Consider the following 24,627-nt stretch of genomic DNA (forward strand, 5'->3'; position numbering starts at 1 on the left):
AAATTTCCCTCATCATAAAGGAAATCACTTATAGGGTAAAGGATTTAAGTTAAATCAACGTTAAGCGATCGATAATGAATGATTAACAAACACAGATTTTTTTCGTATTATTTGTTAAGGCGATTACCTCTTAGGAATTAGCGTTTAGCTTTTTTCAATTAAAGAATAAGTAATCAATTACTAATGTTGACAAGAAATTTAACTTAACAATCGGTAATACCTGAGTTCGATATAAGAATAGGTGATGATTTGCTCTAGTTGACAGGTAGATTATATCTCTTGTGAATTAAGAAAATTCTCTCAAAAATAGACAAATATTGAGCATTTTTCTCCCATTGGACTTGTCCACTTCTTGTCTACTTGTCTTGTGTTCATCATTTTTCTTCTGTCGAACTGATAATGACTAAGTAGTGGAGGGCGATTCTTCTCAGCTTTCTGTGATAAAGTGCTTAAATAAAACGGGAATTAAAAATTATGCTGTTACATTTATCCACTTGGCAAGAGATTGAAACCTACCTAAAAGATAATGATAGTGTGATCATACCGATCGGATCTACTGAACAACATGGCCCCACAGGGTTAATAGGTACAGATGCGATTTGTGCCGAAAAAGTGGCGATCGGTGTCTCCATGAACGTTAAAACTATCGTAGCACCAACAATTAATGTAGGTATGGCTCTTCATCATACTGCTTTTCCAGGTACTATTAGTTTACGTCCCACAACTTTAATTCTTTATGTTCAAGACTATGTTACTTCTTTAGCAAAGGCAGGTTTTCGTAAGTTCTTTTTTATTAATGGTCATGGTGGTAATATTGCTACTGTCAAAGCGTCTTTTTCCCAAATTTATGATCATTTAGAGAGTTTGAATTTACCTAATAGTAATCGGGTAAAATGTACGATCGCCAACTGGTTTATGGCTCGTGAAGTATATAAATTAGCTAAAGAATTGTATGGAGATCAAGAAGGTTCTCATGCTACTCCCTCTGAAGTTGCCTTAACTCAATTTGTTTATCCTGAAGTGATTAAAACTGCGGTACTTAGTGAAGAAGTCGGAAAAGGACACTCAATTTATGGAGCGACTAATTTTCGTGAGTGCTACCCTGATGGTAGAATGGGATCAAATCCGGCTTTGGCTACTCCAGAACACGGTCAACAGTTCTATGAGTTAGCGGTAAAAGAACTAACGAACAGTTATCTTGAATTTATCAGTTAGACGGGCTACAAAAATCTTATTTTCTATTTTTAATCACAGATGAAATCATATATTGCGGCGGCAGTTTGCATGACTAGCACTCCTGATGTTGACAACAATTTAACTCAGGCAGAAGAATTAATTGAATTAGCGGTTAATCAGGGAGCAAAATTGATTGGTTTGCCTGAAAATTTCTCTTTTTTGGGAAAAGATGACGAGAAAATTACTCAGGTTGATACGATCGCCACCAAGAGTGAAAAATTCTTGATTCGCATGGCACAACGTTTTCAAATTACTATTTTAGGTGGTGGTTTTCCTACTCCTTTTGTGGAAGATAAATCAAAAGCCCATAATACTGCTATTTTAATTGACCCTAACGGTTTAGAATTGGCTCGTTACGATAAAGCACATTTATTTGATGTTAATGTTCCTGATGGCAATAACTATCATGAGTCTAGCACCGTTAAAGCTGGTTTCGTCTTACCCCCTGTATATGATGGTGGTGATTTAGGTAAATTGGGATTATCTATCTGCTATGATGTGCGTTTTCCAGAGGTTTTTCGTCATTTATCTAAAAATGGTGCTGAGGTTTTATTTATTCCTGCGGCTTTTACTGCTTATACGGGGAAAGATCATTGGCAAGTATTATTACAAGCAAGGGCGATCGAAAATACTTGTTATGTAATAGCACCTGCTCAAACTGGTAATCATTATGCTCGTCGTTGTAGTCATGGTCATGCTATGATTATCGATCCTTGGGGCTCGATCTTGGCTAGTACGGGTTCTCAAATTGGGGTTGCGATCGCAGAAGTTAATCCTCAAAGATTACAACAAGTACGTCAACAGATGCCTTGTTTACAACATCGTGTTTTTTAGAAAAAAAGTTGTCCAAAAATCCCCATTTTTCTGGGGGTTTCTCTTAAGAAATAAAATTTTAATTCTCACTAAATAGATAATTCTGAAGAAAAATCTGTCACTTTTTCAAATCGTAAAGCACCATGATTAGATCCCCATTTTTGTTCATGGGTATTAACATCCATTCCTCGATCGAGACTAACAAAAGTATTTTCTGTTAACTCTACCTCACTAACTAAATAAGTCAATACATCACCCTTTTTTATTAAACATTGATCTCCTTCTACCCTACCGTAAAATTTATTATTTTCTCTAGTAAATACCATTGAACAATTGCAACGTCTTTCAATAATATTTGGGGTAATTGTTCTTAAAATATCTTGGTTATGTCCTGAACCTGCGTAAAGAATAGGGTCATTAAGACTATAATTTTCCACATAGACTTGATTGTCTTGTGCCACAAAACGATGCACTCCTTGACGGTAAGGAGTCCACATATTATAGTCGTAAACTTGTTCAGAGTAAAAACCGATTCCTTGAAAAAAATCCCAAGGTAATGGTCGAAAAAAAACATGAATATGAGCAAATAATTGGGGATGATCAAAAGATTGTTTTTTATTACTAAACTCTCCAGCTATCCACTGTGCTAAAGTCGTCATTAATTCCACGTTTTTATCTACCATTATTTATTTTTATACTTATTTAATTTCTTCTTAAATTAGGTATATATTTTACAATATTTTAAAAGTTAGATTTTGTATTTTAATCATATTTAATTTCAGAGGAAAAAGATGCTGTGGTAACACCTTTTCCGTCACTAGTTTTGATCATGGAAACCCGAAATCTCAATTTAGGATTGATAAACCAAATTTTTTCTTCTGCACTAGCACGATCGTAATTAGTCGTTAATACGAAAGTTCCATCATTTTGTATTTCATAATTGGCGATGGCTGGCATGGTTTCCGCATAACCTCTGTCTCTTAATAATCTTCCCTGATCAGGATTTTGAGGATCAGGCAACGGAACTAATACTGTTGTACCTTTCAATTCTTCCTTGACATCCCAATCGGATTCTCCTTCCCAAGTCATTCTAAAAGGACTTTGCACTAAATCAGGATCGATATTATGTTCTTTACATAAATTAATTACTTCTGGATCATCGGTATTTAAAGAAATAATTTCTATTTCTGATTTTACTTCCTCTAAATAACTGAAAGCAAGATGATGAACACTACGAAGCGATCGCCAACTTCCCAAAGATTGTTGCACAAATTCAGCAATCGTCATTTTAATAACTTTTAAAACAAAATAAATGAAGTATTAATTAAGCTAAAATCAATATTAATTATACATTTTATAGTAATAGTAAATAAACTGTAACAAATTTCGATTTTATTGTCTTAAATGTACTTTCTATCTCCTTATCTTTGTCCATCAACTGCCAACAATTAATAAATTTACGCAACTTCAGTAATACTTACAATAGTACCACCTGCTCGGTGAATACGTTGAATTTGAGGAGTCATTTTACCGCCAGAAACAACATAGACTGTATTGCTGACTCGACGAGGAGCGTCAAATTTAGATCCTTTAACCACAATTTTAAACTGTTTTTCAGTGGCATCCTTGTAACCAGAGTGACCACCGCTAGAAGGTAATGTGATTTTATTATCTCCATTCGTAGCGATCGCTTCCACTAAACGAGAAGATTTAACGGCACTGTCAACGGAAGCATAACCGCCCCAAACATTCAATATACGGTTATATTCAGATTGTTTTTGACCATTTTGGGTAGAAGCACCTTGATAGTAAGGAACGATATTTTCACCAAATTTACTTTGGTATTCATCACTATCTAAATAGGAGTCAATTTCTGCATCATAACCTTGTTCAATAGTGATTTGAATATGCTCAGAGAGTTCACTTTGATCTTGAGGCGCACGCCCTAATAAATGTTTGAAGTTAAGTTCGACAAAGCGATAAGGAGCGCAAGATTCAAAATAGCGACGACGATAAAACTCAGATTTTGCCACTTCACGAATAAAGTTACGGACAGTCAATTCACCATTGCAAAAGCGAGATTCAGCACTGGTTAAGCGTTCACTTTCCATCACATGGGGATTACCCAAAACTTGACGATAAACAGCACGAATAACATTTTGTACTTCATCACCACTAAGGGTATGTAATTCGAGGGGAGTATCTAAAAGTAAAGCCATATTTTTAATCCTTTGATATTAATGTTTTTGAGTCTTTAGATCTTTAATGTTCGGTCTATGAAAGTTGTAATCGTTCCTATTCTTCTTGTCTTCTTTTTCATTTAAGAGAAAAAAGCGATTGCTTTACACAGGGGTAATACTGGAAATAATTCCACCTTGACGGTGAATGCTCTGATATTTTTCCGAAAGTCGTGAAAAAGGAACAAAATAGACCTGATTACTACGACGGAATTTGGAAATTTGATTAACCTTCGCTTTAGTGCGGTAGCCGGTGACTTCAATACGATAGACCTTGCCTTGTTCACCACCACCAACTAAACTGGTAGAAGCAGTTCGATCGGGTTCTTGGAACGCCCATCCATCTCCCACAGAACCTCCAGAGGGTGGGATAATTGGTACAGGAATTTCTTGAATGACATACTTATTGAGAACAGCAGATTTTCCGGCTAAACTACCTTTAAAGTCGCTACTTGAAGCACCTCTGAGCATGGCAAACATATGAGTAAACTCAACCATTGTTCTTTCGGGCGCAGTTTTGTAACCACGATAGTAAGGAACGATGTTTTCTCCGTAAGCATTTTGATACTCGTCGCTATCAATATAAGAATCGATTTCTGCTTCGTAACCCTTAGTATCTAAAATAGTACTATGGGATCTCATTTCTTCTAAACCTTCTGGAGTGCGTCCTAAAAGATGTTTAAAATTGAGTTCAATAAAACGATAGCGAGGAGATGTTTCAAAAAAGCGAGAACTGTAAGCCGCACTTTTCGCTAAAGCACGAACAAATTCTCTGACGCTTAATTCGCCACTTTTAAATTGAGATTCAGGAACAACAGCCTGCTCACTTTCCATCACATAAGCATTACCCAAAACTTGACGGTACACCGCACGAATAATTACATCTAAATCTTCAGATGAACTGTTGGGAAATCTTTCAAGGGGTGGAGTCTCCTCAAATAAACTAACTCCCAGTTGTGATGCAGGTCCAAAAACCATTATGATCCTCCTGTATTATATTAAGATTTTCTTGATTATGAGAAAATTTATTTTCACATAAGTGATTGTTATATTTCGTCTAATTCCATTAACGATGTTAATTCGATCGATGAAAAATTTTGAAACTTCAATATTTTCCGTAATATTTAATATAGAATTAGACTCTCTTGGTAAAGTATTTAACAAGAATTTATGACTAACAATTATTAAAATTTGTAAAGAATATAGTTAAATTTAATTTATTTTTCGATTAAATTAAGTTTTGTTACTTTGTTTTCTCATCAAGGGTAATCGGTTTTAAGAAAGGGTATAAATTGAGAGGAGATAATATAACAAAATATTTTTAATAAACATATAACTTTATGTACCAAGCCTTTCAGGAATTTCTCGAAAAAGAACTCTTTGAACATTTTGAGTTACGTCCTCGTCCTATTCCCTCTGGACTAGAAATGAAAGTAAGTGAAAGGGGAAAAAATCCTGCTACTATCACGAGTTGGTGCTATGAGTGTCCACAACTAAGAAAAATACGCTATACCTACATCGATGCGGGAGAATCCGCACAAATATTTAACAGTGTTATTTATCCTTCCCATCACTACGATTTGCCTTTACTCGGTATAGACTTTCTTTCCTTTGGTAACATAAAAAATTTAGTAGTTTTAGATTTTCAACCCTTATTTCAGGATGAAGCATATCTCCAGAAATACATTGAACCCATGAGTGAACTCAGAAATAAATATGCAGATTTAGCACAAAATTTGGAAATGAAGTTTTATGACGCTAATCGCTATTTTTCCAGAAATTTGCTATTTGCAAAAACCGACACTCGATCGATTAATCAACGTCTTTTACCAGCCTACCAAGAATATTTACAACTATACTGGCAAATGGTAGAACAAGCTGAACCGTTATCTACTAATGAAGAAATTGAACGCATAGTTAAAGCACAAAAAGACTATGATCAATATAGTGCAGAAAGAGATCCTGCTCATGGTTTATTTAGTAGCTATTTTGGTCATGAATGGGCTAATCGTTTTCTACACGAATTTCTCTTTGAAGATTCCCTTTCTTTAACTGTAGCGAAATAAATAATATTCTCATAATTTAAGCCTCTATTTAAACTGTTTTCTTTAGGGATTTTATAGGAAGGCTAATTATCAATTATCAATTATTAATAATCAATCAATTATGTCTCTTTATCAACCCTTTTTAGATTATGCTATCACCTTATTGCAAGAAAGATTAGAACTAAGAGAGTATCCCATTCCTGAAGACTTTGAGCAGAAAAAAACAATTACAGGAAAAGGAAAAAAAGAACAAGAAGTCGTTACTACAAGTTATGGTTTTGCTTCTCCTAAATTGCGTCAAATTAGGGCGGCTCATGTGGAAGGGGGAAATTCTTTGCAAGTACTTAATTTTGTGATTTTTCCTGAATTAAATTATGATTTACCATTTTTTGGAGCAGATTTAGTTACATTGCCGGGGGGACATTTAATTGCATTGGATATGCAACCTCTATTTCACGATCGTGATTATCAACACAAATATAGTCAACCAATTTTACCAATTTTCGAGAAATATCAAAAAGATTTAGAATGGGGAGGAGATTTTCCTGAAGAAGCAAAACCTTTCTTTTCTCCTTGTTTTTTATGGACTCGCCCTCAGAAAACCGAAGTAGTGGAAACGATCGTATTTTCTGCATTTAAAGACTATCTTAATGCCTATCTTGACTTTGTGGACAAAGTAGAGGAAATTATCGATCGAAATCGGTTAACGGAAGTACTCAATTCTCAAAAAAAATATTTAACTTATCGAGCAGAAAAAGATCCAGCACGTGGTATGTTTACCAGATTATATGGTGCAGAATGGACAGAGGAGTATATTCACGGATTTTTATTTGATTTAGAGCGAAAATTAGCCTCTTAAAACCCAGATTGATCATATTCTAAAAATATTACTGGTTTAATTTAATACAGATAGAAATATATAAGCTAAGACGCATTTAACTTACATTGATTAATTCACCCTTATTCTTAAATTTTTTACTCCAATTAATTACTAAACCTCCTTCATTTAATAAGTAATTTACTGTTTTTTCTAGCTGTTCTTTATTTTCAAAGTTTCTATAAGCTATATATTCCTTTGCCGAATGCCACACTAATTCTATTAAGTTATAATCTGGACTATATACCGGTAAATATTCTAGTCTTATATTCGGTAGATTTTTTTCTATTTTTTCTACTATTTCCTTTTTTTTATGGAAACTTGCGTTGTCTAATATTATGATTATTTTCGGACCACATTCTTTAAAATCTTTTTCATCATTTCCCTTACTTACCCATTCATTTTTTATTTCTTCCCATAACTTTTTTAATTGTTCACAAAACGTTTCTGAATCACCTTTTTTTATTACAAAACATCTTCTTTTTTTATCCGAATATCTTATTCCTCCCATGATATTTACTCTTCCTCTTCTTCTTTCTCCCTTCACCTTTTTTCTTTTTCCTTTTTTCGTCCATGTTTTTCTTCTTATCACCCTTAAACTAAAACCACATTCATGAGGGGCTGTGTGGCGAATTTAGTTCGCCACTTTAAACGCCCCATCCCAAAACCATACTTGAACTAACTCAGGATTCTCTTTACCTATTTCTATGTAATGTTCTAATTTTTCTTTAAATGCTTTTCTTTGTTCTTGATTTTGTTTGTCTTCTAAACTATATTTTCCCCAAATATAACTATACTTTTTTCTTTTTAATATCCTCACTACTTGTGATTTGCTTAATTTAATTCCTGTTTCTTTTTCCAAATGTTCTGATAATCTTTGCCCCGTCCATCGACCAAAATCATATCCAAAATCTTCAGGATTTTTATCAACTACTTCTAATAATCTTTCAATATATTTATCCGTTGCTTTTGTTTGGTTTCCTTTTCTTCTTTTATCTTGCAATGAATCTACATTATTAGGATTACCATGAACTGCCCAGTAAGCCACCGTTTTGGGGGAACAACCCAAAAAAACTGCTATTTCTTGATAATTTTTACCATCATTCTCTAATAAAAATATTAAAATTCTTTCCCTGACTTCCGATCTCTTTTCTATTTTTAAAGCATCTTGTAGATACTTTCTTTCTTCCTCTGACAAAAAATTTTTAGAAGGCATAAATCACACCTAAGTTTTATCTTTTCTGACTTAAATTATATACCAAATCAATGCGTCTTAGCTTATCGGTTAAAGAAAATGGTAAAAGGGGAAGTATGCCCTAAATTATACCAACAAAAAAAGAGACAATTAGAGCAACTAAAAAGAGCAGAAAATGAAGGAAAAATAGATATATATTATGGTGATGAAAGTGGATTTAGTTTAGTACCTTGTTTACCTTATGGATCGCAAGAAAAAGAGAGAAAAATAGAAAGAGAAAGTAGCCTAAGTAAAAGATTAAATGTGTTAGGATTTATGAAAAAAAATAATGAGTTAGAAAGCTATGTATTTGAGTCATCAATCAATAGTGATGTCGTGATAGCTTGTATAGATAACTTGAGTAAAAAAATAAAGAAGGAAACAGTATTAGTAATGGATAATGCCTCGATTCATCAAAATAAAAAATTCTGGAATAAAGAAGAAGAATGGGAAAAAAAGGATTAAAAATATTCTTTCTACCACCCTATTCATCACAATTAAACAAAATAGAAATACTGTGGAGATTTATGAAATATAAATGGTTAGAGAACTCCTGTTATAAAAGTTATTTAGATTTAGTAAAAGGAGTAGAAAATATTCTTATAAACTTTGATTCAAAATATACAATTAATTTTGCCTAGGTACTTATGTCTAAAAAAAGGTGTCAGGTATCAGGTCGCAGGTATTAGGTTAAATTCAAACTGTTAATTTATAATAATTGCATTTTTAAAAAAGTGAAAGCTATAGCTATCGGTACTTAGACAAAACAATAACAACAATTAAGCTATAATATTTACATTATATTGTTTTTAGGTCAAAATGAAAGAAATCACATCTTCATCAATGCCACCCTGTTTCGAGCGTTGGTGCCAAAAAATAGACCCTGTATTAAAAACAAAAGCACAAAAACGAGAGTTTAGAAATTATTTGGGCGGTTTATTAGGTGATTCTCAAAGAAAAAATCTCACTCAAATTGCCCATAATAATCTTGATATTACTTATCATAAGTTACATCATTTCCTAACAGAATCCACTTGGAATTATGATGAGGTAAATAATAAAAGACTAGAAATTATTGCCTCATGTCGTCAAACTAAAATAAGTCGCTCTTTCTCTTTAATTATCGATGATTCAGGTCATCGTAAAAGTGGCAATTTTACTGACTGTGTGGGACGACAATATATTGGTGAAATTGGCAAAACTGATAATGGTAATATCCGCAGTCACCACCCACATTTATGATGGGGTCAGAAGTTTTCCCTTAGACGTTGAATTATATGAAAAAGCGGAAAATTTCCCCTTGGGAAAAGATGACCCACAATTTCAAAAAAAACCCGATATTGCCTTTAATTTAATTGAAAAATGTTTAAACCGAAATTACCATCCTCAAATAATTTTAATGGATGGGGGTTATGGGAACAATACTAATTTATTAGAAAAATTAGAACAAAAAAATTTAAAATATATAGGAATTATTGCAAAAAATAGATTAGTACAAGTAGTAAAAGAAGATTTGAGAGAGTCTGAAAAAAGAATAGATGAAATAGCTAAATTATTACCTCAAGAGAGTTTTGAAGAAATAAAAACAGGTAAAAATAGAGAAAAAACTCTTTGGGTAGCAACCATAAAAATTAAATTATCAGCCTTATCAGGAATAAAAACCCTAGCTATCGTCATGAATGCTCCCAGTTTTGAAAAGTCCACAGATATTGATTATTTAATGACCAATGAAACAGGAGAAAAAGTCTGTGCAAATTGGATAGTAGAAACTTATACATCAAGAAATTGGATAGAAGTATTTTACCGTGAAATTAAGGGATGGTTAGGCTTATCAGAATACCAAGTGAGAAATAAAAGAAGTTTAATGAGACATTTTATATTGGTATTTTGCGCCGATACTTTTATTCAATGGCATCGTTTGACAGGGGGATTGAGAAGGCAATGGGGAAATAAACCCTTAAATACTTTTGCAGAGGCATTGGAAGCGTTTCGGACAGCAGTGTCTTTTCGTTTCTTTCAATGGTTAAAAGATAATGTGGAAGTATTTAGCTTATATAAAGCAAGTTTAGGGTTTATTTGGGCATAATTTTTGTCTAAGTACCGCTATCAAAGTTTATATTAATTATTTTCTATTAATTTGTCATAACTACTGTAGGAGAGCCATATTTTTACCCCCTTACTCTCCAGATTTGAATGATATTGAACATGATTTTAGTGCTTTAAAAAGAACAAGAATGTATGCTTCAATTGAAACTTCTATAGATAAAATTATTTCCGATTATTGTATTTCTTAGTGTTCGGTTTTTATTTGGAATAACTATAAATTCCAAGATATTCCCATACCTTATAGAGGTGAGGTGCGATCGTGCAGTGCCGCCAAAGGCGATCGCTTTATCTAACAATCATACCTTAATTCAGCAATGCCTCTTGTAAAAATTATTTTATGATTTATAATAATTACTGTTACATAGTCTAATTGCCTAATTTACATTTTGACATTTTGATTTTAGGTTTATTGAGTAAGTCCACAGTTAAACTTGAAATTATTTATATTTAAGAAAGTTGACGTAAATAGGTAAGTAAATCTGCCATATCTTCTGCGGAGGGTTGAAATTTAGGCATTGGCGGAGTTTTACCACTAACTACTTGATTAATAATTTGGACTTGAGATTTATGTTTCCAGACATCTTTTAAACTAGGTCCCACATTACCGTTACCATTAGTACCATGACAAGCCGCACAATTAACTTGAAAAATAGCACTTCCACGATCGATATTACCACTAAAAGATAAGACTTCTTCTACATAAGGATCTTTTATTGGTATTAACCACCATGCTATTACGGTTAGTATTGCGATAATGATCATCGTTAAAAGGCTTATAGTCGTTTTTTTGACTTCGGTATAATTTAGATTTTTTTCTAACAACTGATTATTCACTGACTCAATGTTAACTTTTAGTTTACCTAATTAACATTTTGCAACATTTTTTCTCATTAATGCCACTATTTATAATCTAGGAACTCGCAAATAAAAGATATACCATAATTTGGTGTTTGATTGTAACTTTTTCAAGAACAAACTCTACTCGTATTCTTTTTTATCTTAATTTCTGGGAAAAATCTAATTAATTCTTTGGAAATACTTAATGACTCTTTTTTGGTAGCATAGAAGTTAAGAAAATTTTAAAATAAGTTAATAAATTTAAGCTACTGGAGAAAATTAATGATTGAACCTTTGTTACTTGGTATTGTTTTAGGTTTAATTCCTGTTACGATTATCGGTTTATTTTTTGCTGCCTATCGTCAATATAAACGCAGTAGTGAAATTGGCTTAGAATAGTTAAAAATTGACAATTGACAATTAACAATGATTTTTGTTGTTTTTTAGTTGAGAATTTAGACTTCCAATTAAAAAAATTTTTTTGCATAAAGACAAAGATTATGTCACAATCACCCTAGTCTTTAGAAATCACAGTTGAACTAGATTACTATATGCAAATTTTATTTGTGGCGGCGGAGGCTGCACCAGTCGCTAAAGTTGGGGGAATGGGAGATGTTGTAGGTGCGTTACCTCAAGTTTTACGCAAATTAGGCCATGATGTACGAATTTTTATGCCTTATTATGGCTTTTTACCCGATAAGCTAGATATTCCTAGTGAACCAATTTGGTGGGGTGATGCCATGTTTCAAAGGTTCGCAGTGTATGAGACAGTATTACCTGAAACTGATGTTCCTTTGTATCTTTTTGGTCATCCTTCTTTCGGTGGACGTAATGTTTATGGTGGTGATGATGAATATTGGCGTTTTACCTTTTTCTCTAATGGTGCGGCAGAATTTGCATGGAATTATTGGAAACCAGATATTATTCACTGTCATGATTGGCATACCGGGATGATTCCTGTGTGGATGCACCAATCCCCTGACATTAGTACAATTTTCACTATTCATAATTTAGCTTATCAAGGGCCGGGACGGCAACTGTTAGAACAAATGACATGGTGTCCTTGGTATATGGTAGGAGATAATACCATGTCTGCGGCCTTACAATTTGCTAATATCGTTAATACAGTTTCCCCTACCTATGCCGCACAAATAAAAACTCCTGAATATGGAGAGAATTTACATGGTTTGTTATCTTGGATTAGTGGCAAATTATGGGGTATTGTTAATGGTATCGATACAGATAAATATGATCCCGCTACTGATAAATTAATTCACCAAAATTTCACCGCCGAAACTATTGATAAGCGACGGCTGAATAAGATTAAACTTCAAGAAGAGTCGGGTTTAGAAGTTAATCGTAATGCTTTCTTAGTGGGAATGGTGACACGTTTAGTAGAACAAAAAGGTATTGATTTAGTATTACAAACTGTCGATCGATTTTTAGCTTATACTGATGCTCAATTAATAATTCTTGGTACAGGTGATCGTTTTTATGAAACTCAGTTATGGGAAATGTCTTCTCGTCATCGAGGACGAATTTCAGTACAGTTACTACATAATGAAGCTATTTCTCGTCGAGTTTATAGTGGTATTGATGCTTTCTTGATGCCTTCCCGATTTGAACCTTGTGGTATTAGTCAATTACTGGCAATGCGTTATGGTGCTATTCCGATTGTGCGTAAAACAGGGGGTTTAGTTGATACGGTTTCTTTCTTTGATCCTACTGCCGAATCAGGTACTGGTTACAGTTTCGATCGATACGAACCTTTAGACTTATATACTTGTATGATACGAGCCTATGAGGGTTTCCGTTTTAAGCAAGAATGGCAAAAACTACAAATTCGAGGCATGAATCAAGATTTTAGTTGGTATAAATCCGCCCTTGAATACTTAAAAATGTACGAGCAAGTTATTAATTAAAGCGAGAGGGAAAAGGAAAAAGGGAAGAGGGAAAAGAAACAAAAATTGATTTTTCCTGTTCCGTTTCATTAGTATTATTATACTGGTGCGAGATCTGAGTTAAAACTCCTCATTCTTCATTCCTTATTCCTCATTATTTATTAGCTTAAAGAGGCATGACTACGATCGTAGCTAACACGAAAACTAGCGTTAGGTTTGCCTTGGGTTGGATTCCAATATTCAGAAGGGTTTATATCCATACCAATTTCAACAGCAGTACGACCTAACATTGATTGTTGACGATTTTTGATCATTTTGTGATGACGCATCATTAATGCACGAGCTTGATTTTGAGTATCCATATATCTTTTCTCCTAAATTTTTTTCATATATTTACATACTAAATAATATTCTGTATAATTTGTTACTAAAATCAGAATTTTTAATAAAACTTAATATTTATGATAATTAGACGATAGGATTTTCTCTATAAGATTACAAAATATTTAAGTGCGGTTGTACAAAAGGCAAGAGGAAAAAATTATTTTTCACTAATATTAAAATATTTAAGTAATATAAAGAAAGCGATTATTAATATATTCTGAATTGTTATTTTTGATCAAAGTTTTTTATTGTCTATCTTCTTTTCTGGGGTAAATAGTAAACTTTTTTAAAGCTATCGGTTTAACTTGTAACTTTTGTTAAGAGATAAAAGAATAATATCTTTTAAAACTTAATAAAAAGAGGAGATAGTTTACAAAATATTAAAAAAAAAAGTAGTTTTCACTGTTATTATTTTTTTTGCGTTAGACTCTTGAGAACACCGATATTAGAGAAAGTTTACATATCTTAACAATATTCTTATTTTTTATACTATGATGATTCCCTGTTTCTATTTAGATTTTGATTCTTCTCCTCCCCTTAGTGATAATCGTATCTCGGAGGAAATTGTAGCCGAAGCGATCGCTGATGTAGTTAAACTTGCTCACTATCAAGGACAATCTTTAGACGATTTAGTGGAAGAAGTTTTACAAGAGGATCCTATATTAGATCAAGTTCAAAGACAATGGTTGAGTAAAATAGTAACTCAGGCATGGAAAAGTTTAACATAACTCTCTTTGTGCTGAAATCTAATTTTAACGGAAATCACGGTGACTAATAGACAGTTTTTTCAAAAAATAAGAATTTTAGATCCATTATCAAATATCGATCGAGTTGGTGATGTATTATTGGATAAAGGTATAATTACGGAAATCAGCGATCATGAGACATCACAAAAAGATGATATTCTAGGAAATCATGAGGAAATAGAGATTATTAACGGCAAGGGATTAATTTTAGCACCTGCCTTAGTGGATTTGTACAGTAGAAGTAGTGAGCCGGGATACGAGGAAAGAGAAACCTTAAAAAGTTTGATGGAAGCATCACAAGCTGGAGGTTTTAGTCGCTTGGGAATTTTGCCGAATACTAAGCCAGTGATCGATAATCCTAGTATTGTGGCATGGATAAAAGAAAAAACTGCTTTAAGTAAGACGAAGTTGTATATCTGGGGAGGATTAACTCAAAATTTAGAAGGAGTGACTATTGCAGAATTAGCAGATTTAGCCCAATCAGGAGTAATTGGTTTTACAGATAATTGTCCTCACAGTAATTTACAGTTAGTGAGAAAGCTATTAGAATATGCTCAACCTTTTAATTTACCTGTGGCATTAGTACCAACAAATCTACAATTGCACGGAAATGGAGTTGTCAGAGAAAGTAGCACTTCTATTCGTCTTGGCTTAGTAGGTAATCCAGAAATTGCAGAAACAGTGGCTATTGCCTCTCTTTTAGAAATAGTTTATCTTACGAAAACGCCCATTCATTTAATGCGTATTTCCACTGCTAGGGGAGTGGAGTTAATTAAACGAGCCAAAGAGAATAATTTACCTGTTACTGCTAGTGTGAATTGGCATCATTTACTCTTAAATACGGAAATGACTGCTACTTATAACCCTAATCTCAGATTTGAACCACCGTTGGGTAGGGAAATCGATCGAATTGCTTTAATACAGGGTGTTAAGGATAATATCATAGATGCGATCGCTATTGACCATACTCCTTATACCTATGAAGAAAAAACCGTTGCTTTTGCCCAAGCACCAACCGGAGCAATAGGGTTAGAATTAGCTTTACCATTACTATGGCAAAATCTAGTGACAACGGGAGAATTATCAGCGTTGGAATTGTGGTGCAGTTTGAGTGTTAGTCCCTTACAATGTTTGAACCAAGAACCTATTAAGTTACAAGTTGGACAACCGGTGGAATTAACCTTATTTTCACCTCAACAGTCTTGGAAAGTAACCTCTTCTCAATTAAAATCTTTATCTTTTAATACCTATTGGTTAGATCAAGAAATAATGGGAAAAATAACAGCTTTAATACATTAACCTTCCCTTTGAGAAAGGTTTCATCAGTAAATCTAAATGTCAGCTTATCATGCTAGGAGTAAACAAAAGCGAAAAGTTGTTCCTTGATTAAGGGTACTTTCTACTTCTATTTGCCCTCCTTGTAATTCCACTAATCTTTTAGTGATTGCCAAACCAATACCACTACCACCAGAATAACTACATCGAGATCGATCGGCACGCCAAAATCGTTCAAAAACATGAGGTAAATCTTCTGGAGAGATGCCAATTCCTGTATCAATGACTGATACCCAAAGATAAGGCGGTTTTACTTCTGTTTTTAGGGTTATAGTGCCAGTTTCTGTATAACGAATAGCGTTACCGATGAGGTTAACTAAAATTTGTTGGGTTCGATCGCGATCGGCGATGATTGATGGTAAGACAGAAGGAGAGTCAAGGGTTAAAATAGGGCCATCTTCTAAAAGTTGATCAGCAAATCTGATTACTAAAGATTCTAAAAGAGGGTACAAATCAAAAGATTTCAAATCAATAGAAATATAACCTGCCTCTGCTTGAGATAACTCTTGTAAATCTCTGGTTAAACGCTCTAATCTCCTTGTTTCTCCTACCAAATTTAAATATAATTCTGTTGTACCTTCTATATTTCCTGCGGCTAACTCCTCTAAATATCCTCTCACCACAGTTAAAGGAGTACGCAATTCATGGGTTAAATCACTAACTAACTCTCGACGTCTTGTTTCAACATCTTCCAAACTACTCGCCATGCGATTAAAACTAGCACTTAGTTGATTTAATTCTGGGATTTCGCTTTCGGGCATTCTTTCTAACCAATCTCCAGCGGCAAAAAGTTGGGTTATATCTTTCATCTTGTCAAGAGGTTGCATAATTCTCTGACTTAGATAAAAACTCAAAAATCCTGCAGTTCCACCACCTACAACTAATGACCAAAACGAACTGTGATTCCATGCTGTTTCAAAGCCTTCTATTAAATAGGTTTTAGCCGATCGAACTGTCATAAAACCTTTTTTTTCCAATTGTTCTAATCGTAATACAAAAAATTGAGGAGAAGAAAATTTCGCAATAAAAACAAAAGTACCTAATCCCACAATCATCACTGCCAAATGGGATAGAAATAGTATTGTACCTAAACTTAATTTTTGACTCACAAGAAAAAATTGATAGTGAATAGTGAATTTTCCTAATTTCTAAATCCTAAAACCCAATACTTAATTTCAAAATAATCGATCGAGTATATCTGCAACACCATCATTTTCGACATCAAGGGTGACAGTCGAAGCAATTTTTTTTACTTCTGGAGGTGCATCACCCATAGCTACACTAAAACCAACATATTGTAACATAGTATAATCGTTAAAATTATCACCTATAGCCATTACTTCATCAGCACTCAATTTTAATATTTTTTCTGTTAGATATTGCACTGCACTACCTTTATTAATTCCTGTTTGAGTTGCTTCTAAATAGATGGGATTTGATTGAGTTAAATAAACTTCTTCTTCATGATAAATGTTTTTTAACTCTGTTAGCATTTCTGAAATTAAATTCGAGTCAAGACTTGATGCTAAAATTTTTGTAGGTTTTTCTCCTAAAAGACTAGCTAAATCATCAACTAAATTAGCGGGAATACCTGATCGTTCTACATAATAATCAGTATTTTTAGTAATTTTTTCCACATATAAATTATCATTAAAATAAAGATGAATTTCTATGTCGTGATCTTTTTGTTTTGTCTTAAAATAAGAGAAAAGTTTTTGACTAATTTCTTTATTAACTGGAGTATGTAATAAAATTTCTGAATTTTCTGGATTTTGAATCCAAGCTCCGTTATAGGCAATAATAGGTAAATTTGCCCCAATTTCTCGATAAAATCTTAAGGCTGAACAATACATCCTACCTGTTGCCAATCCTACTTTAATACCCCTATTTTTTACTTTTTGAATAGCTTTTTTTACTCGATCGTTAACTTGATTTGATTTACCGGAAATTGTACCATCAATATCTAAAATTAAGACTTTAATATTGTTCATAATATCCTCCATAAATATGTTCATAGCAATCTTAGATCATTTGTGGTATTTTATCTCGATTTCGATCGTTGTTTTAAAAGCGATTATTCTTTTTGAGGATGGAGATGCGATCGTTTCAAACTAGGAATTTTAGGCTCGAAAAATGCTATTTTATTAAGGTATTACTTTTTTGGTCAATGGTAGGAACATCAATTTATGTTAGAAACTTCTCCTTCAACTGTAGATATTGTTGAGGCTTTATCTATTCCCCCCGATTTAGATTTTGATTTGCCTAATCCTGAAGATGAAGGTATGGCAGAGGAAGAGTTTTTACAAAAAGTTGATGATGTTTGGAAGGTATGCGATCGATTTGATTTACAGACAGACATTTGGCGTGGTAGAATCTTAAGAACCGTCAGGGATAGGGAAAAACACGGCGGTGAAGGTAGAGGTACAGGATTTTTAAATTGGTTAAAAAATAGAGAAATTACCAAAAGCCAAGCCTATGCTTTAATTCAACTTGCTAATAGTGCTGATACTTTGTTAGAAGATGGTAATTTAGATCCCAATGCTATCAACAATTTTAGCAAGAGAGCGTTTGTAGAAACGGCGAAAGCTGATCCTGAAATTCAAAGATTAGTTAGTGAAGCGGCTCAGGGAGGCGATCGTATTACTCGAAGGGAAGTTAAGCAACTAACCGATGAATATACAGCGATGAACTCGGACTTATTACCTGATATTATCAAAGAAAAAGCTGTGGATGGATCATTGCCTCCTCGCCACTTAGCACCCTTGGTTAAGGAATTGGAGAAGTTGCCCGAAGAACAAATTGAGGAAATTCGCAAGGAAGTAGAAGCTAATCCTGATGTTGATACGGTAAAACAAATGACTTCCACCGCTAAAAGTTTAGGAAAATATTTAGATTCTGCAGGACAAGTAGAAACTTTAAGAGATTCAAGTGTAGATATAGAAGAAGCCTTAAGGGAAGCTCTAAGACTAGACTGTTTAAGTATTACTGCTGATTTAGTAAAACAGGCAACTAATTTAGAGCAAAGTGTGGGTAAACTATATACCCTCTGGAAAAAATTAGGAAGTATTGCCGATCGACTTTATGTTGAAACAGGAGCTAGTACACCTAGTTTACGATCGCTTCTTAGTTGCTTAGAAAAACTTACAAGTGAAGTTGTTGAAGTTCGTTTGGATGACGGAGGAGATAAAATCGTTAGATTAAGAATTATGAGTGACGAATTATCTTAGAAGGTAAAGGGGTTCCTATCTCCTATATCTTGCCCTAATAGTGTCTCATTTATCATTTGATTAATCAGAAAAATGTCATAAATATAAATATTGTGTTAATTTTTCTTACCTACTTAAATGATTGATCAACTTTGGTTATTCATTTGTTCAGGATTAGTACTATTGATGCAAGGCGGTTTTATGTGTCTTGAATAAGGATTAACTCGATCGAAAAATAGTATTAATTTTGAAAGTGGGTTCGATCGAAGAACTGTTTATTATCGTACAAAATTATAGTAAAAAATAGTTTTTAATATTAATATAAAACTAAGGGTTAACTTGTTTAACTGTCCATTCATTATGAATATTACGCTCATAAATAGAGCGATTTTGAGGATTTCCTCTTAATTCTAAATGATCAACTTTATCAGGATTTAATAACAATAAACAAAAATTATCTATAGGTTTTTGACTATCAATGTTAATATTTTTTATTGGAGTATTTTCTATTAATAATTCTTTCGGATTTGCCCAGTAAAATTGCTCTTTTCCCGTAATGCTTAACTTTTCCCATAATTTTTGACGTTCATCTAATAAAAATTCATCAGGATAATTTTTAATAATTAATTTTACAGTTCCACTAATTCTAAATTGTTCTCTAGTTTTAGCAAAATACCAACAAATTTCTCCATAGGGATTATTCATTAAATGAGTAAATTTTTCACTGCGAATATCAGTAATAATTTCGATGTTATTACTATTAGCTAAAAATCCTCTAAATACAACCATTCTATTTGTTGGATAACCTTCTTTTGTAACCGTTGCGAAGGAAAAATAACGACTAGAAATGTTCGATCGATTTTTATGTAATGCTTTTTGTAAGTAACTTCTCCAAGGTGCTAAAAAATCAGACATATGAAATATTAACGAAAATGGCAGTATTTAATACATTATTACTTATTACTTATTACTTATTACGTTGAAAAAATTAATCTTTAGATAATAACAGCACGATTCATTAAAGTATCGACAACAATTCCAGTACATAAAAGCATCATGTAAAGAATCGAATATTTAAACATCGATTTAGCCAATTGTTTATCTTCTGGTTGTTGATATAATTGCCATGCCTTGATAATGAAACTAATACCTAAAATAAGGGCAAAAACCAGATAAATTAAACCTAAACTATGCAGGGGATAAATTAAAACAAAGCTAAAAACTACTGTAATTAATGTATAAATCCAAATTTGTTTAACTGTCTCCGATGCACCTTTGACAACGGGTAACATAGGTACTCCCACTTCAGCATAATCATCAGAAATCATTAAGGCTAATGCCCAAAAATGAGGAGGAGTCCATAAAAATATTAAGGTAAAAATAGCCCAAGCACTCCAGCTTAAATCTCCTGTAACGGCAGCCCAACCGACAAGAGGCGGAATTGCCCCAGCGGCACCCCCAATAACAATATTTTGGCTAGTATGACGTTTAAGCCAATGGGTATAGATAAGCATATAAAATACTATACCGGCGATCGCTAATACAGCAGAAAGAAGATTTACCCAAATAGCTAGTAAGGAAAAGGACAAAACACCCAAAATAGCACCGAAAATAATAGCATGGTTAGATTGTACTTTGCCCGAAGGAATCGGACGGGTTCGAGTTCTTTTCATGTCATAATCAATATCTTGATCATAAACACAGTTAAAAGTTTGAGCAGAAGCGGCGGCTAAAGTACCTCCTAAAAGGGTGACAATGAGTAAAAAAGGATCAATATTACCATCAGAAGCCATAAACATCGATGCGGCGGTGGTAATTAAAAGTAAGGGAATAATGCGTGGTTTAGTTAGTTGATAATAGCTTTGGATTACTTGTCCAATGTTTTCGTTGCGAGAAATACTTGATCCGATCATGATATTAGTTATTAGTTGACAGTTAACAGTTAATTATTTTTACCTTCTGCTTATTATTAAAGGTTTATCGGTAATGTTTCCTTGGTTGGGACATAAAAAAGGGTAAAATTAAGTCACCGTAAGAATTTATCTTTTTCCTCTGCTATATTTTGGCAAAAGAAGATGAGACGATCGCATCTTTACGAGCGTAAATAGTAAAAGCAATTAATATGCCAAAGAGTAAAGCTCCCATAGTATGATGAGCAACAGTTAAGGTTTCTACTTGTAAATGAAGGTAAAAAGTTGCTACACCGAGGGAAATTTGACCAATTAAAATTAAACTAACATATTTGGTTAGATTTCTGAGTTTATAAGTTAGAGCAGGAGTTTGCCATGATAATACTATTAATGTTATACAAGCGATCGAAGCAGGGAAAACACCAATAATATGACTATTCATCACGAAACAGAGTTGATTTCCTCCAAAACATTGATGTAAAGCCCATTGAGATGCAACTAACCCTCCCAGTAAACATTGAAGGTAAACAAGAATAGTCGCAATAAAACTAACGGTGGTTAATTTCTCCGCAGTGCCATTACCTTGATACTCTGTTAAGTTACTACCAATGACGATTAAAGTACCAAAAAAGAGTAAGGCGGTGGCTAAATGAGCAGTGACTATATCAAATCTTAATAATTCCGTGACGGTTAATGCTCCTAAAATACCTTGAAAAATAATTAAACCCAGTGCAAATGTACATCCCCACGGCAACCATTGAGGTAGTTTTGATTTATGCCACCATGATAATATTACTAACACGATCGTGCTTAAACCAATTAAAGAAGCATCGAGACGATGAAACCATTCTAAAAATACTTGCAGATTCATTTCTTGGGTGGGGATTACTTTACCATAACATAAAGGCCAGTCCGGACAAGCTAATCCAGCATTCATTACCCTTGTAGCTGATCCGATCGCCATCAATAACAAGGTTGCGATCGCAATTTTCCAGATTAACCAACGAATCCACCTAATTGGTTGAGAAGAAATGGAAGATGGTGGATAAGAGCTATAAAGAATTGATTCTGTCATATCTTAAAAATGCTGTTGAAGTTATATCATTTTTGATCTTAGCTCAGGATCAATTTTGTGGAACTTATAAATTGAGAATTAGCTGTTAGATTTTAGCGGTTAGCTGTTAGTCTTAAGTGTCTCTTTCTCACTCATTACTTCATGGAGATTGATTCGTGTTGACTGCTATGGAACAAAACAATATGATAGAAAGGTTATGCTTATTTACATCAGATTATTAAATAAAACTATCAGTAAATTATTATTATTAAAACTATGACCGCTACTTTACAAGCACCTCCTAAAAATCGCCGTCTTGTGTTTCCTTTTACCGCTATTGTCGGACAAGAGCAAATGAAACTTGCTTTATTACTCAATATCATTGATCCCAAAATTGGAGGAGTAATGATTATGGGCGATCGAGGTACAGGCAAATCAACTACTATTAGGGCATTAGCAGACTTATTACCAGAGATTGATGTGATAGCAGGAGATCCTTTTAACTCCTCTCCGACGGATGTAGAAATGATGGGAGACGATGTGCGAGACAAGTTTGAAAATCAACAAGAGTTTGAAGTAGTTAAGAAAAAAGTACCCATGATCGATTTACCTTTGGGTGCAACAGAGGATCGAGTTTGTGGTACGATCGACATTGAAAAAGCGTTATCCGAAGGTGTCAAAGCCTTCGAGCCCGGATTGTTAGCAAAAGCTAATCGTGGTATCCTTTATGTGGATGAAGTTAACTTATTAGATGATCACCTTGTGGATGTGTTACTTGACTCCGCCGCTAGTGGTTGGAACACTGTAGAAAGAGAAGGCATTTCTATTCGTCACCCTGCTCGTTTTGTGTTAGTTGGCTCAGGAAATCCCGAAGAAGGAGAATTGCGCCCTCAATTACTTGATCGTTTTGGAATGCACGCTGAAATCCGCACAGTAAAAGAACCAAACTTACGAGTCCAAATTGTAGAACAACGGGGAGAGTTTGATCGTAATCCTCAAGAATTTTTGGATAAATATCAACCTCAACAAGAAGAGTTACAAAGAAAATTAGTACAAGCTCAAGAATTGTTACCTCAAGTCTCGATCGATTATGATATTCGGGTAAAAGTATCAGAAATCTGCTCAGAATTAGACATTGATGGTTTAAGAGGTGATATTGTTACTAATCGTGCCGCCAAAGCCTTAACAGCTTTTGAATTGCGTACAGAGGTCACAGTTGATGATATTCGTCGAGTAATGCCTCTATGTTTGCGTCATCGTCTCAGAAAAGATCCTTTAGAGTCGATCGATTCTGGTTATAAAGTAGAAAAATCCATAAACCGTGTCTTCGGCTTAGATGTAAATTAATGAGAAATTAGGAATTAGGAATTAACTATATTATAGTAAGGGAAAATAGAAAATTTTGAGATTGTAACTTTACATCGCTTTTCTGATGAATAAATTACTTTTTTTATCTCTCGCACTCGTCGCAAAGGAAAATACACAGAGGGTGGTTAAAAAAAAGAAAACTGCTGTAGAATCCCACTTTATAAAATTTCTTAGAAATTCGATCGATGTCAGATGAATCCCCAACTAATTGATATAGCTAAAGTATTTTTGAAACTGGGAACGATCGCTTTTGGTGGCCCAGCCGCTCATATTGCGATGATGGATGAGGAAATTGTTAATAAACGTCAATGGATAAGTCGAGAAAAACTTTTAGATTTATTAGGGGTAACTAATTTAATTCCTGGGCCTAATTCTACAGAGTTAGCTATTCATATTGGTTATGAAAAAGCAGGATGGAAAGGATTGGTTATAGCAGGTTGTAGCTTTATTATTCCTGCTGTAGCGATCGTGTGGATTTTAGCGATAATCTATGTACGTTATCAAAATGTACCCTCAGCGGAATGGTTATTATATGGTATTAAACCAGTTGTTATCGCCATTATCATTCAGGCTTTGTGGAAATTGGGCAAAAAAGCGGCTAAAGATACTCCTACTACTATCGGAGGTGTTTTAGCTACTCTGGGCTTCTTTTTTGGTTTTGACGAAGTTATTATTCTACTAACAGTGGGATTGGGGGTAATGATATATAAAAATTTTCCCAAAAAAAATATACAAGGTCTTTTTTTATTGCCATTTTCAGGATTATTCGCTCAAACTAACGTTAATTTAATCTTTTCTCCCAATGAAATTAATATTTTTTTAGTTTTTCTCAAAATTGGTAGCATTCTTTATGGTGGCGGTTATGTGTTATTAGCTTTTCTACAACGGGATTTAGTAGAAAATTATCAATGGTTAACCTCTCAACAACTTCTTGATGCGATCGCCATTGGACAATTAACCCCCGGCCCAATTTTTACAACGGCAACATTCGTAGGTTATTTAGTAGCGGGAAATTTGGGTGCAATTTGTGCCACTGTAGGAATATTTTTGCCGTCTTTTAGCTTCGTCTTATTAATTAATCCTTGGGTGGATAAAATCCGCAATTCTAAATTTGCCAGTGGTTTTTTAGATGGAGTCAATACCGCTTCTTTAGGGTTAATGGCTGGAGTTACTTATACCTTAATTCGTACCTCTGTTATTGACGTTTTCACTTGTATTTTAACGATCGTTACTGCTGTAATTGTTTTTCGTTATCAAGTCAATTCTGCATGGTTAGTATTAGGAGGTGCATTACTGGGTTTTATCGTCACAAATTAGCTTTTAGCCATTAGCAATTAG

The 24,627-nt window shown here is 33.7% G+C and carries 24 protein-coding genes and 3 pseudogenes; 15 read left to right on the plus strand and 12 right to left on the minus strand.

Going from position 1 to position 24,627, the window contains the following annotated elements; genetic code table 11:
- Positions 1-474: 474 nt before the first annotated feature.
- Positions 475-1,215 (plus strand): creatininase family protein, encoded by a 741-nt coding sequence (locus GM3709_RS13940; RefSeq protein WP_066120441.1) that lies wholly within the window; start codon positions 475-477, stop codon positions 1,213-1,215.
- A 39-nt stretch (positions 1,216-1,254) separates the two neighbouring features.
- Entirely contained in the window at positions 1,255-2,070 is an 816-nt protein-coding gene (locus GM3709_RS13945) for a carbon-nitrogen hydrolase family protein (protein ID WP_066120444.1), read from the plus strand.
- 68 nt (positions 2,071-2,138) lie between these two features.
- On the opposite strand, the gene GM3709_RS13950 is transcribed toward GM3709_RS13945, so the two are convergent.
- From GM3709_RS13950 to GM3709_RS13965, 4 genes are all read right to left on the minus strand, one after another.
- On the minus strand, positions 2,139-2,732 hold the full coding sequence (locus GM3709_RS13950) for a chromophore lyase CpcT/CpeT (protein WP_066120447.1): 594 nt from the start codon (positions 2,730-2,732) through the stop codon (positions 2,139-2,141).
- A gap of 79 nt (positions 2,733-2,811) precedes the next feature.
- Positions 2,812-3,336, minus strand: coding sequence for a phycobiliprotein lyase (locus tag GM3709_RS13955; protein WP_066120450.1), 525 nt, complete (start codon positions 3,334-3,336; stop codon positions 2,812-2,814).
- Positions 3,337-3,506: 170 nt separating this feature from the next.
- On the minus strand, positions 3,507-4,268 hold the full coding sequence (locus GM3709_RS13960; protein ID WP_066120454.1) for a phycobilisome rod-core linker polypeptide: 762 nt from the start codon (positions 4,266-4,268) through the stop codon (positions 3,507-3,509).
- 123 nt (positions 4,269-4,391) lie between these two features.
- The gene (locus tag GM3709_RS13965; protein ID WP_066120456.1) at positions 4,392-5,264 is read right to left on the minus strand and encodes a phycobilisome linker polypeptide; all 873 of its coding nucleotides are present in this window, start codon (positions 5,262-5,264) and stop codon (positions 4,392-4,394) included.
- Positions 5,265-5,626: 362 nt separating this feature from the next.
- On the opposite strand from GM3709_RS13965, the gene GM3709_RS13970 reads away from it, so the two are divergent.
- Together GM3709_RS13970 and GM3709_RS13975 are read left to right on the plus strand one after the other, a co-directional pair.
- Complete coding sequence (locus GM3709_RS13970) at positions 5,627-6,352, plus strand: 15,16-dihydrobiliverdin:ferredoxin oxidoreductase (protein WP_066120459.1); 726 nt, start codon at positions 5,627-5,629, stop codon at positions 6,350-6,352.
- A 100-nt stretch (positions 6,353-6,452) separates the two neighbouring features.
- Complete coding sequence (locus GM3709_RS13975) at positions 6,453-7,190, plus strand: phycoerythrobilin:ferredoxin oxidoreductase (RefSeq protein ID WP_066120462.1); 738 nt, start codon at positions 6,453-6,455, stop codon at positions 7,188-7,190.
- Between the two features lie 76 nt (positions 7,191-7,266).
- Here GM3709_RS13975 and GM3709_RS19280 read toward each other — a convergent pair.
- A pseudogene (locus tag GM3709_RS19280) lies at positions 7,267-8,424 on the minus strand (IS630 family transposase).
- Positions 8,425-8,502: 78 nt separating this feature from the next.
- On the opposite strand from GM3709_RS19280, the gene GM3709_RS13990 reads away from it, so the two are divergent.
- The 4 genes and pseudogenes from GM3709_RS13990 to GM3709_RS20245 all read left to right on the plus strand — a co-directional run.
- Positions 8,503-8,907, plus strand: coding sequence for a transposase (locus GM3709_RS13990; protein WP_066120465.1), 405 nt, complete (start codon positions 8,503-8,505; stop codon positions 8,905-8,907).
- A complete protein-coding gene (locus GM3709_RS21890; protein WP_066120468.1) occupies positions 8,889-9,083 on the plus strand; it encodes a transposase in 195 nt (64 codons plus the stop codon). The genes GM3709_RS13990 and GM3709_RS21890 overlap by 19 nt, the downstream gene beginning before the upstream one ends.
- A gap of 178 nt (positions 9,084-9,261) precedes the next feature.
- A pseudogene (locus tag GM3709_RS14000) lies at positions 9,262-10,528 on the plus strand (IS701 family transposase).
- A 76-nt stretch (positions 10,529-10,604) separates the two neighbouring features.
- A pseudogene (locus GM3709_RS20245) lies at positions 10,605-10,736 on the plus strand (transposase); the annotation flags it as partial.
- Positions 10,737-10,995: 259 nt separating this feature from the next.
- Here the strand turns inward: GM3709_RS20245 and GM3709_RS14005 are convergent.
- A complete protein-coding gene (locus GM3709_RS14005; protein ID WP_173645723.1) occupies positions 10,996-11,382 on the minus strand; it encodes a cytochrome c in 387 nt (128 codons plus the stop codon).
- 285 nt (positions 11,383-11,667) lie between these two features.
- On the opposite strand from GM3709_RS14005, the gene petG reads away from it, so the two are divergent.
- Together petG and glgA are read left to right on the plus strand one after the other, a co-directional pair.
- Entirely contained in the window at positions 11,668-11,784 is a 117-nt protein-coding gene (gene petG, locus GM3709_RS14010; RefSeq protein WP_066120474.1) for a cytochrome b6-f complex subunit V, read from the plus strand.
- A 152-nt stretch (positions 11,785-11,936) separates the two neighbouring features.
- On the plus strand, positions 11,937-13,307 hold the full coding sequence (gene glgA, locus GM3709_RS14015) for a glycogen synthase GlgA (protein WP_066120477.1): 1,371 nt from the start codon (positions 11,937-11,939) through the stop codon (positions 13,305-13,307).
- A 140-nt stretch (positions 13,308-13,447) separates the two neighbouring features.
- Here glgA and GM3709_RS14020 read toward each other — a convergent pair whose 3' ends face one another.
- Positions 13,448-13,648, minus strand: a complete 201-nt coding sequence (locus GM3709_RS14020; RefSeq protein ID WP_017295225.1) for a hypothetical protein — start codon at positions 13,646-13,648, stop codon at positions 13,448-13,450.
- Positions 13,649-14,164: 516 nt separating this feature from the next.
- On the opposite strand from GM3709_RS14020, the gene GM3709_RS14025 reads away from it, so the two are divergent.
- Both GM3709_RS14025 and GM3709_RS14030 read left to right on the plus strand, forming a co-directional pair.
- Positions 14,165-14,398 (plus strand): hypothetical protein, encoded by a 234-nt coding sequence (locus tag GM3709_RS14025; RefSeq protein WP_066120480.1) that lies wholly within the window; start codon positions 14,165-14,167, stop codon positions 14,396-14,398.
- Between the two features lie 39 nt (positions 14,399-14,437).
- Entirely contained in the window at positions 14,438-15,715 is a 1,278-nt protein-coding gene (locus GM3709_RS14030; RefSeq protein ID WP_396229691.1) for a dihydroorotase, read from the plus strand.
- A gap of 47 nt (positions 15,716-15,762) precedes the next feature.
- On the opposite strand, the gene GM3709_RS14035 is transcribed toward GM3709_RS14030, so the two are convergent.
- Positions 15,763-16,806, minus strand: a complete 1,044-nt coding sequence (locus GM3709_RS14035) for a cell wall metabolism sensor histidine kinase WalK (RefSeq protein ID WP_066121944.1) — start codon at positions 16,804-16,806, stop codon at positions 15,763-15,765.
- 120 nt (positions 16,807-16,926) lie between these two features.
- A complete protein-coding gene (locus tag GM3709_RS14040) occupies positions 16,927-17,742 on the minus strand; it encodes a Cof-type HAD-IIB family hydrolase (RefSeq protein WP_066121946.1) in 816 nt (271 codons plus the stop codon).
- A 195-nt stretch (positions 17,743-17,937) separates the two neighbouring features.
- Here GM3709_RS14040 and GM3709_RS14045 point away from each other — a divergent pair, with 195 nt between their 5' ends.
- Positions 17,938-18,978, plus strand: a complete 1,041-nt coding sequence (locus GM3709_RS14045) for a hypothetical protein (protein WP_066120486.1) — start codon at positions 17,938-17,940, stop codon at positions 18,976-18,978.
- Between the two features lie 306 nt (positions 18,979-19,284).
- Here GM3709_RS14045 and GM3709_RS14050 read toward each other — a convergent pair whose 3' ends face one another.
- The 3 genes from GM3709_RS14050 to GM3709_RS14060 all read right to left on the minus strand — a co-directional run bounded on the left by GM3709_RS14050 (position 19,285) and on the right by GM3709_RS14060 (position 21,942).
- On the minus strand, positions 19,285-19,872 hold the full coding sequence (locus GM3709_RS14050; RefSeq protein ID WP_066120489.1) for an Npun_F5749 family FMN-dependent PPOX-type flavoprotein: 588 nt from the start codon (positions 19,870-19,872) through the stop codon (positions 19,285-19,287).
- Positions 19,873-19,952: 80 nt separating this feature from the next.
- Positions 19,953-20,870 carry a heme o synthase gene (locus GM3709_RS14055; RefSeq protein WP_066120491.1) on the minus strand — a complete coding sequence of 306 codons (918 nt, stop codon included), beginning with the start codon at positions 20,868-20,870 and terminating at the stop codon, positions 19,953-19,955.
- A 142-nt stretch (positions 20,871-21,012) separates the two neighbouring features.
- Positions 21,013-21,942: a heme A synthase gene (locus GM3709_RS14060; protein ID WP_066120493.1), complete on the minus strand. Its 930-nt coding sequence runs from the start codon at positions 21,940-21,942 to the stop codon at positions 21,013-21,015.
- A 255-nt stretch (positions 21,943-22,197) separates the two neighbouring features.
- Between GM3709_RS14060 and bchI the strand changes: the two genes are divergently transcribed.
- Both bchI and GM3709_RS14070 read left to right on the plus strand, forming a co-directional pair.
- Positions 22,198-23,268, plus strand: a complete 1,071-nt coding sequence (bchI, locus tag GM3709_RS14065; protein ID WP_066120496.1) for a magnesium chelatase ATPase subunit I — start codon at positions 22,198-22,200, stop codon at positions 23,266-23,268.
- A 213-nt stretch (positions 23,269-23,481) separates the two neighbouring features.
- Complete coding sequence (locus tag GM3709_RS14070; RefSeq protein WP_066120499.1) at positions 23,482-24,606, plus strand: chromate transporter; 1,125 nt, start codon at positions 23,482-23,484, stop codon at positions 24,604-24,606.
- The last annotated feature ends 21 nt before the right edge of the window (positions 24,607-24,627 follow it).

Origin of the sequence: Geminocystis sp. NIES-3709, from assembly GCF_001548115.1 — a bacterium.
In the GTDB taxonomy this organism is placed as follows: Bacteria; Cyanobacteriota; Cyanobacteriia; order Cyanobacteriales; family Cyanobacteriaceae; genus Geminocystis.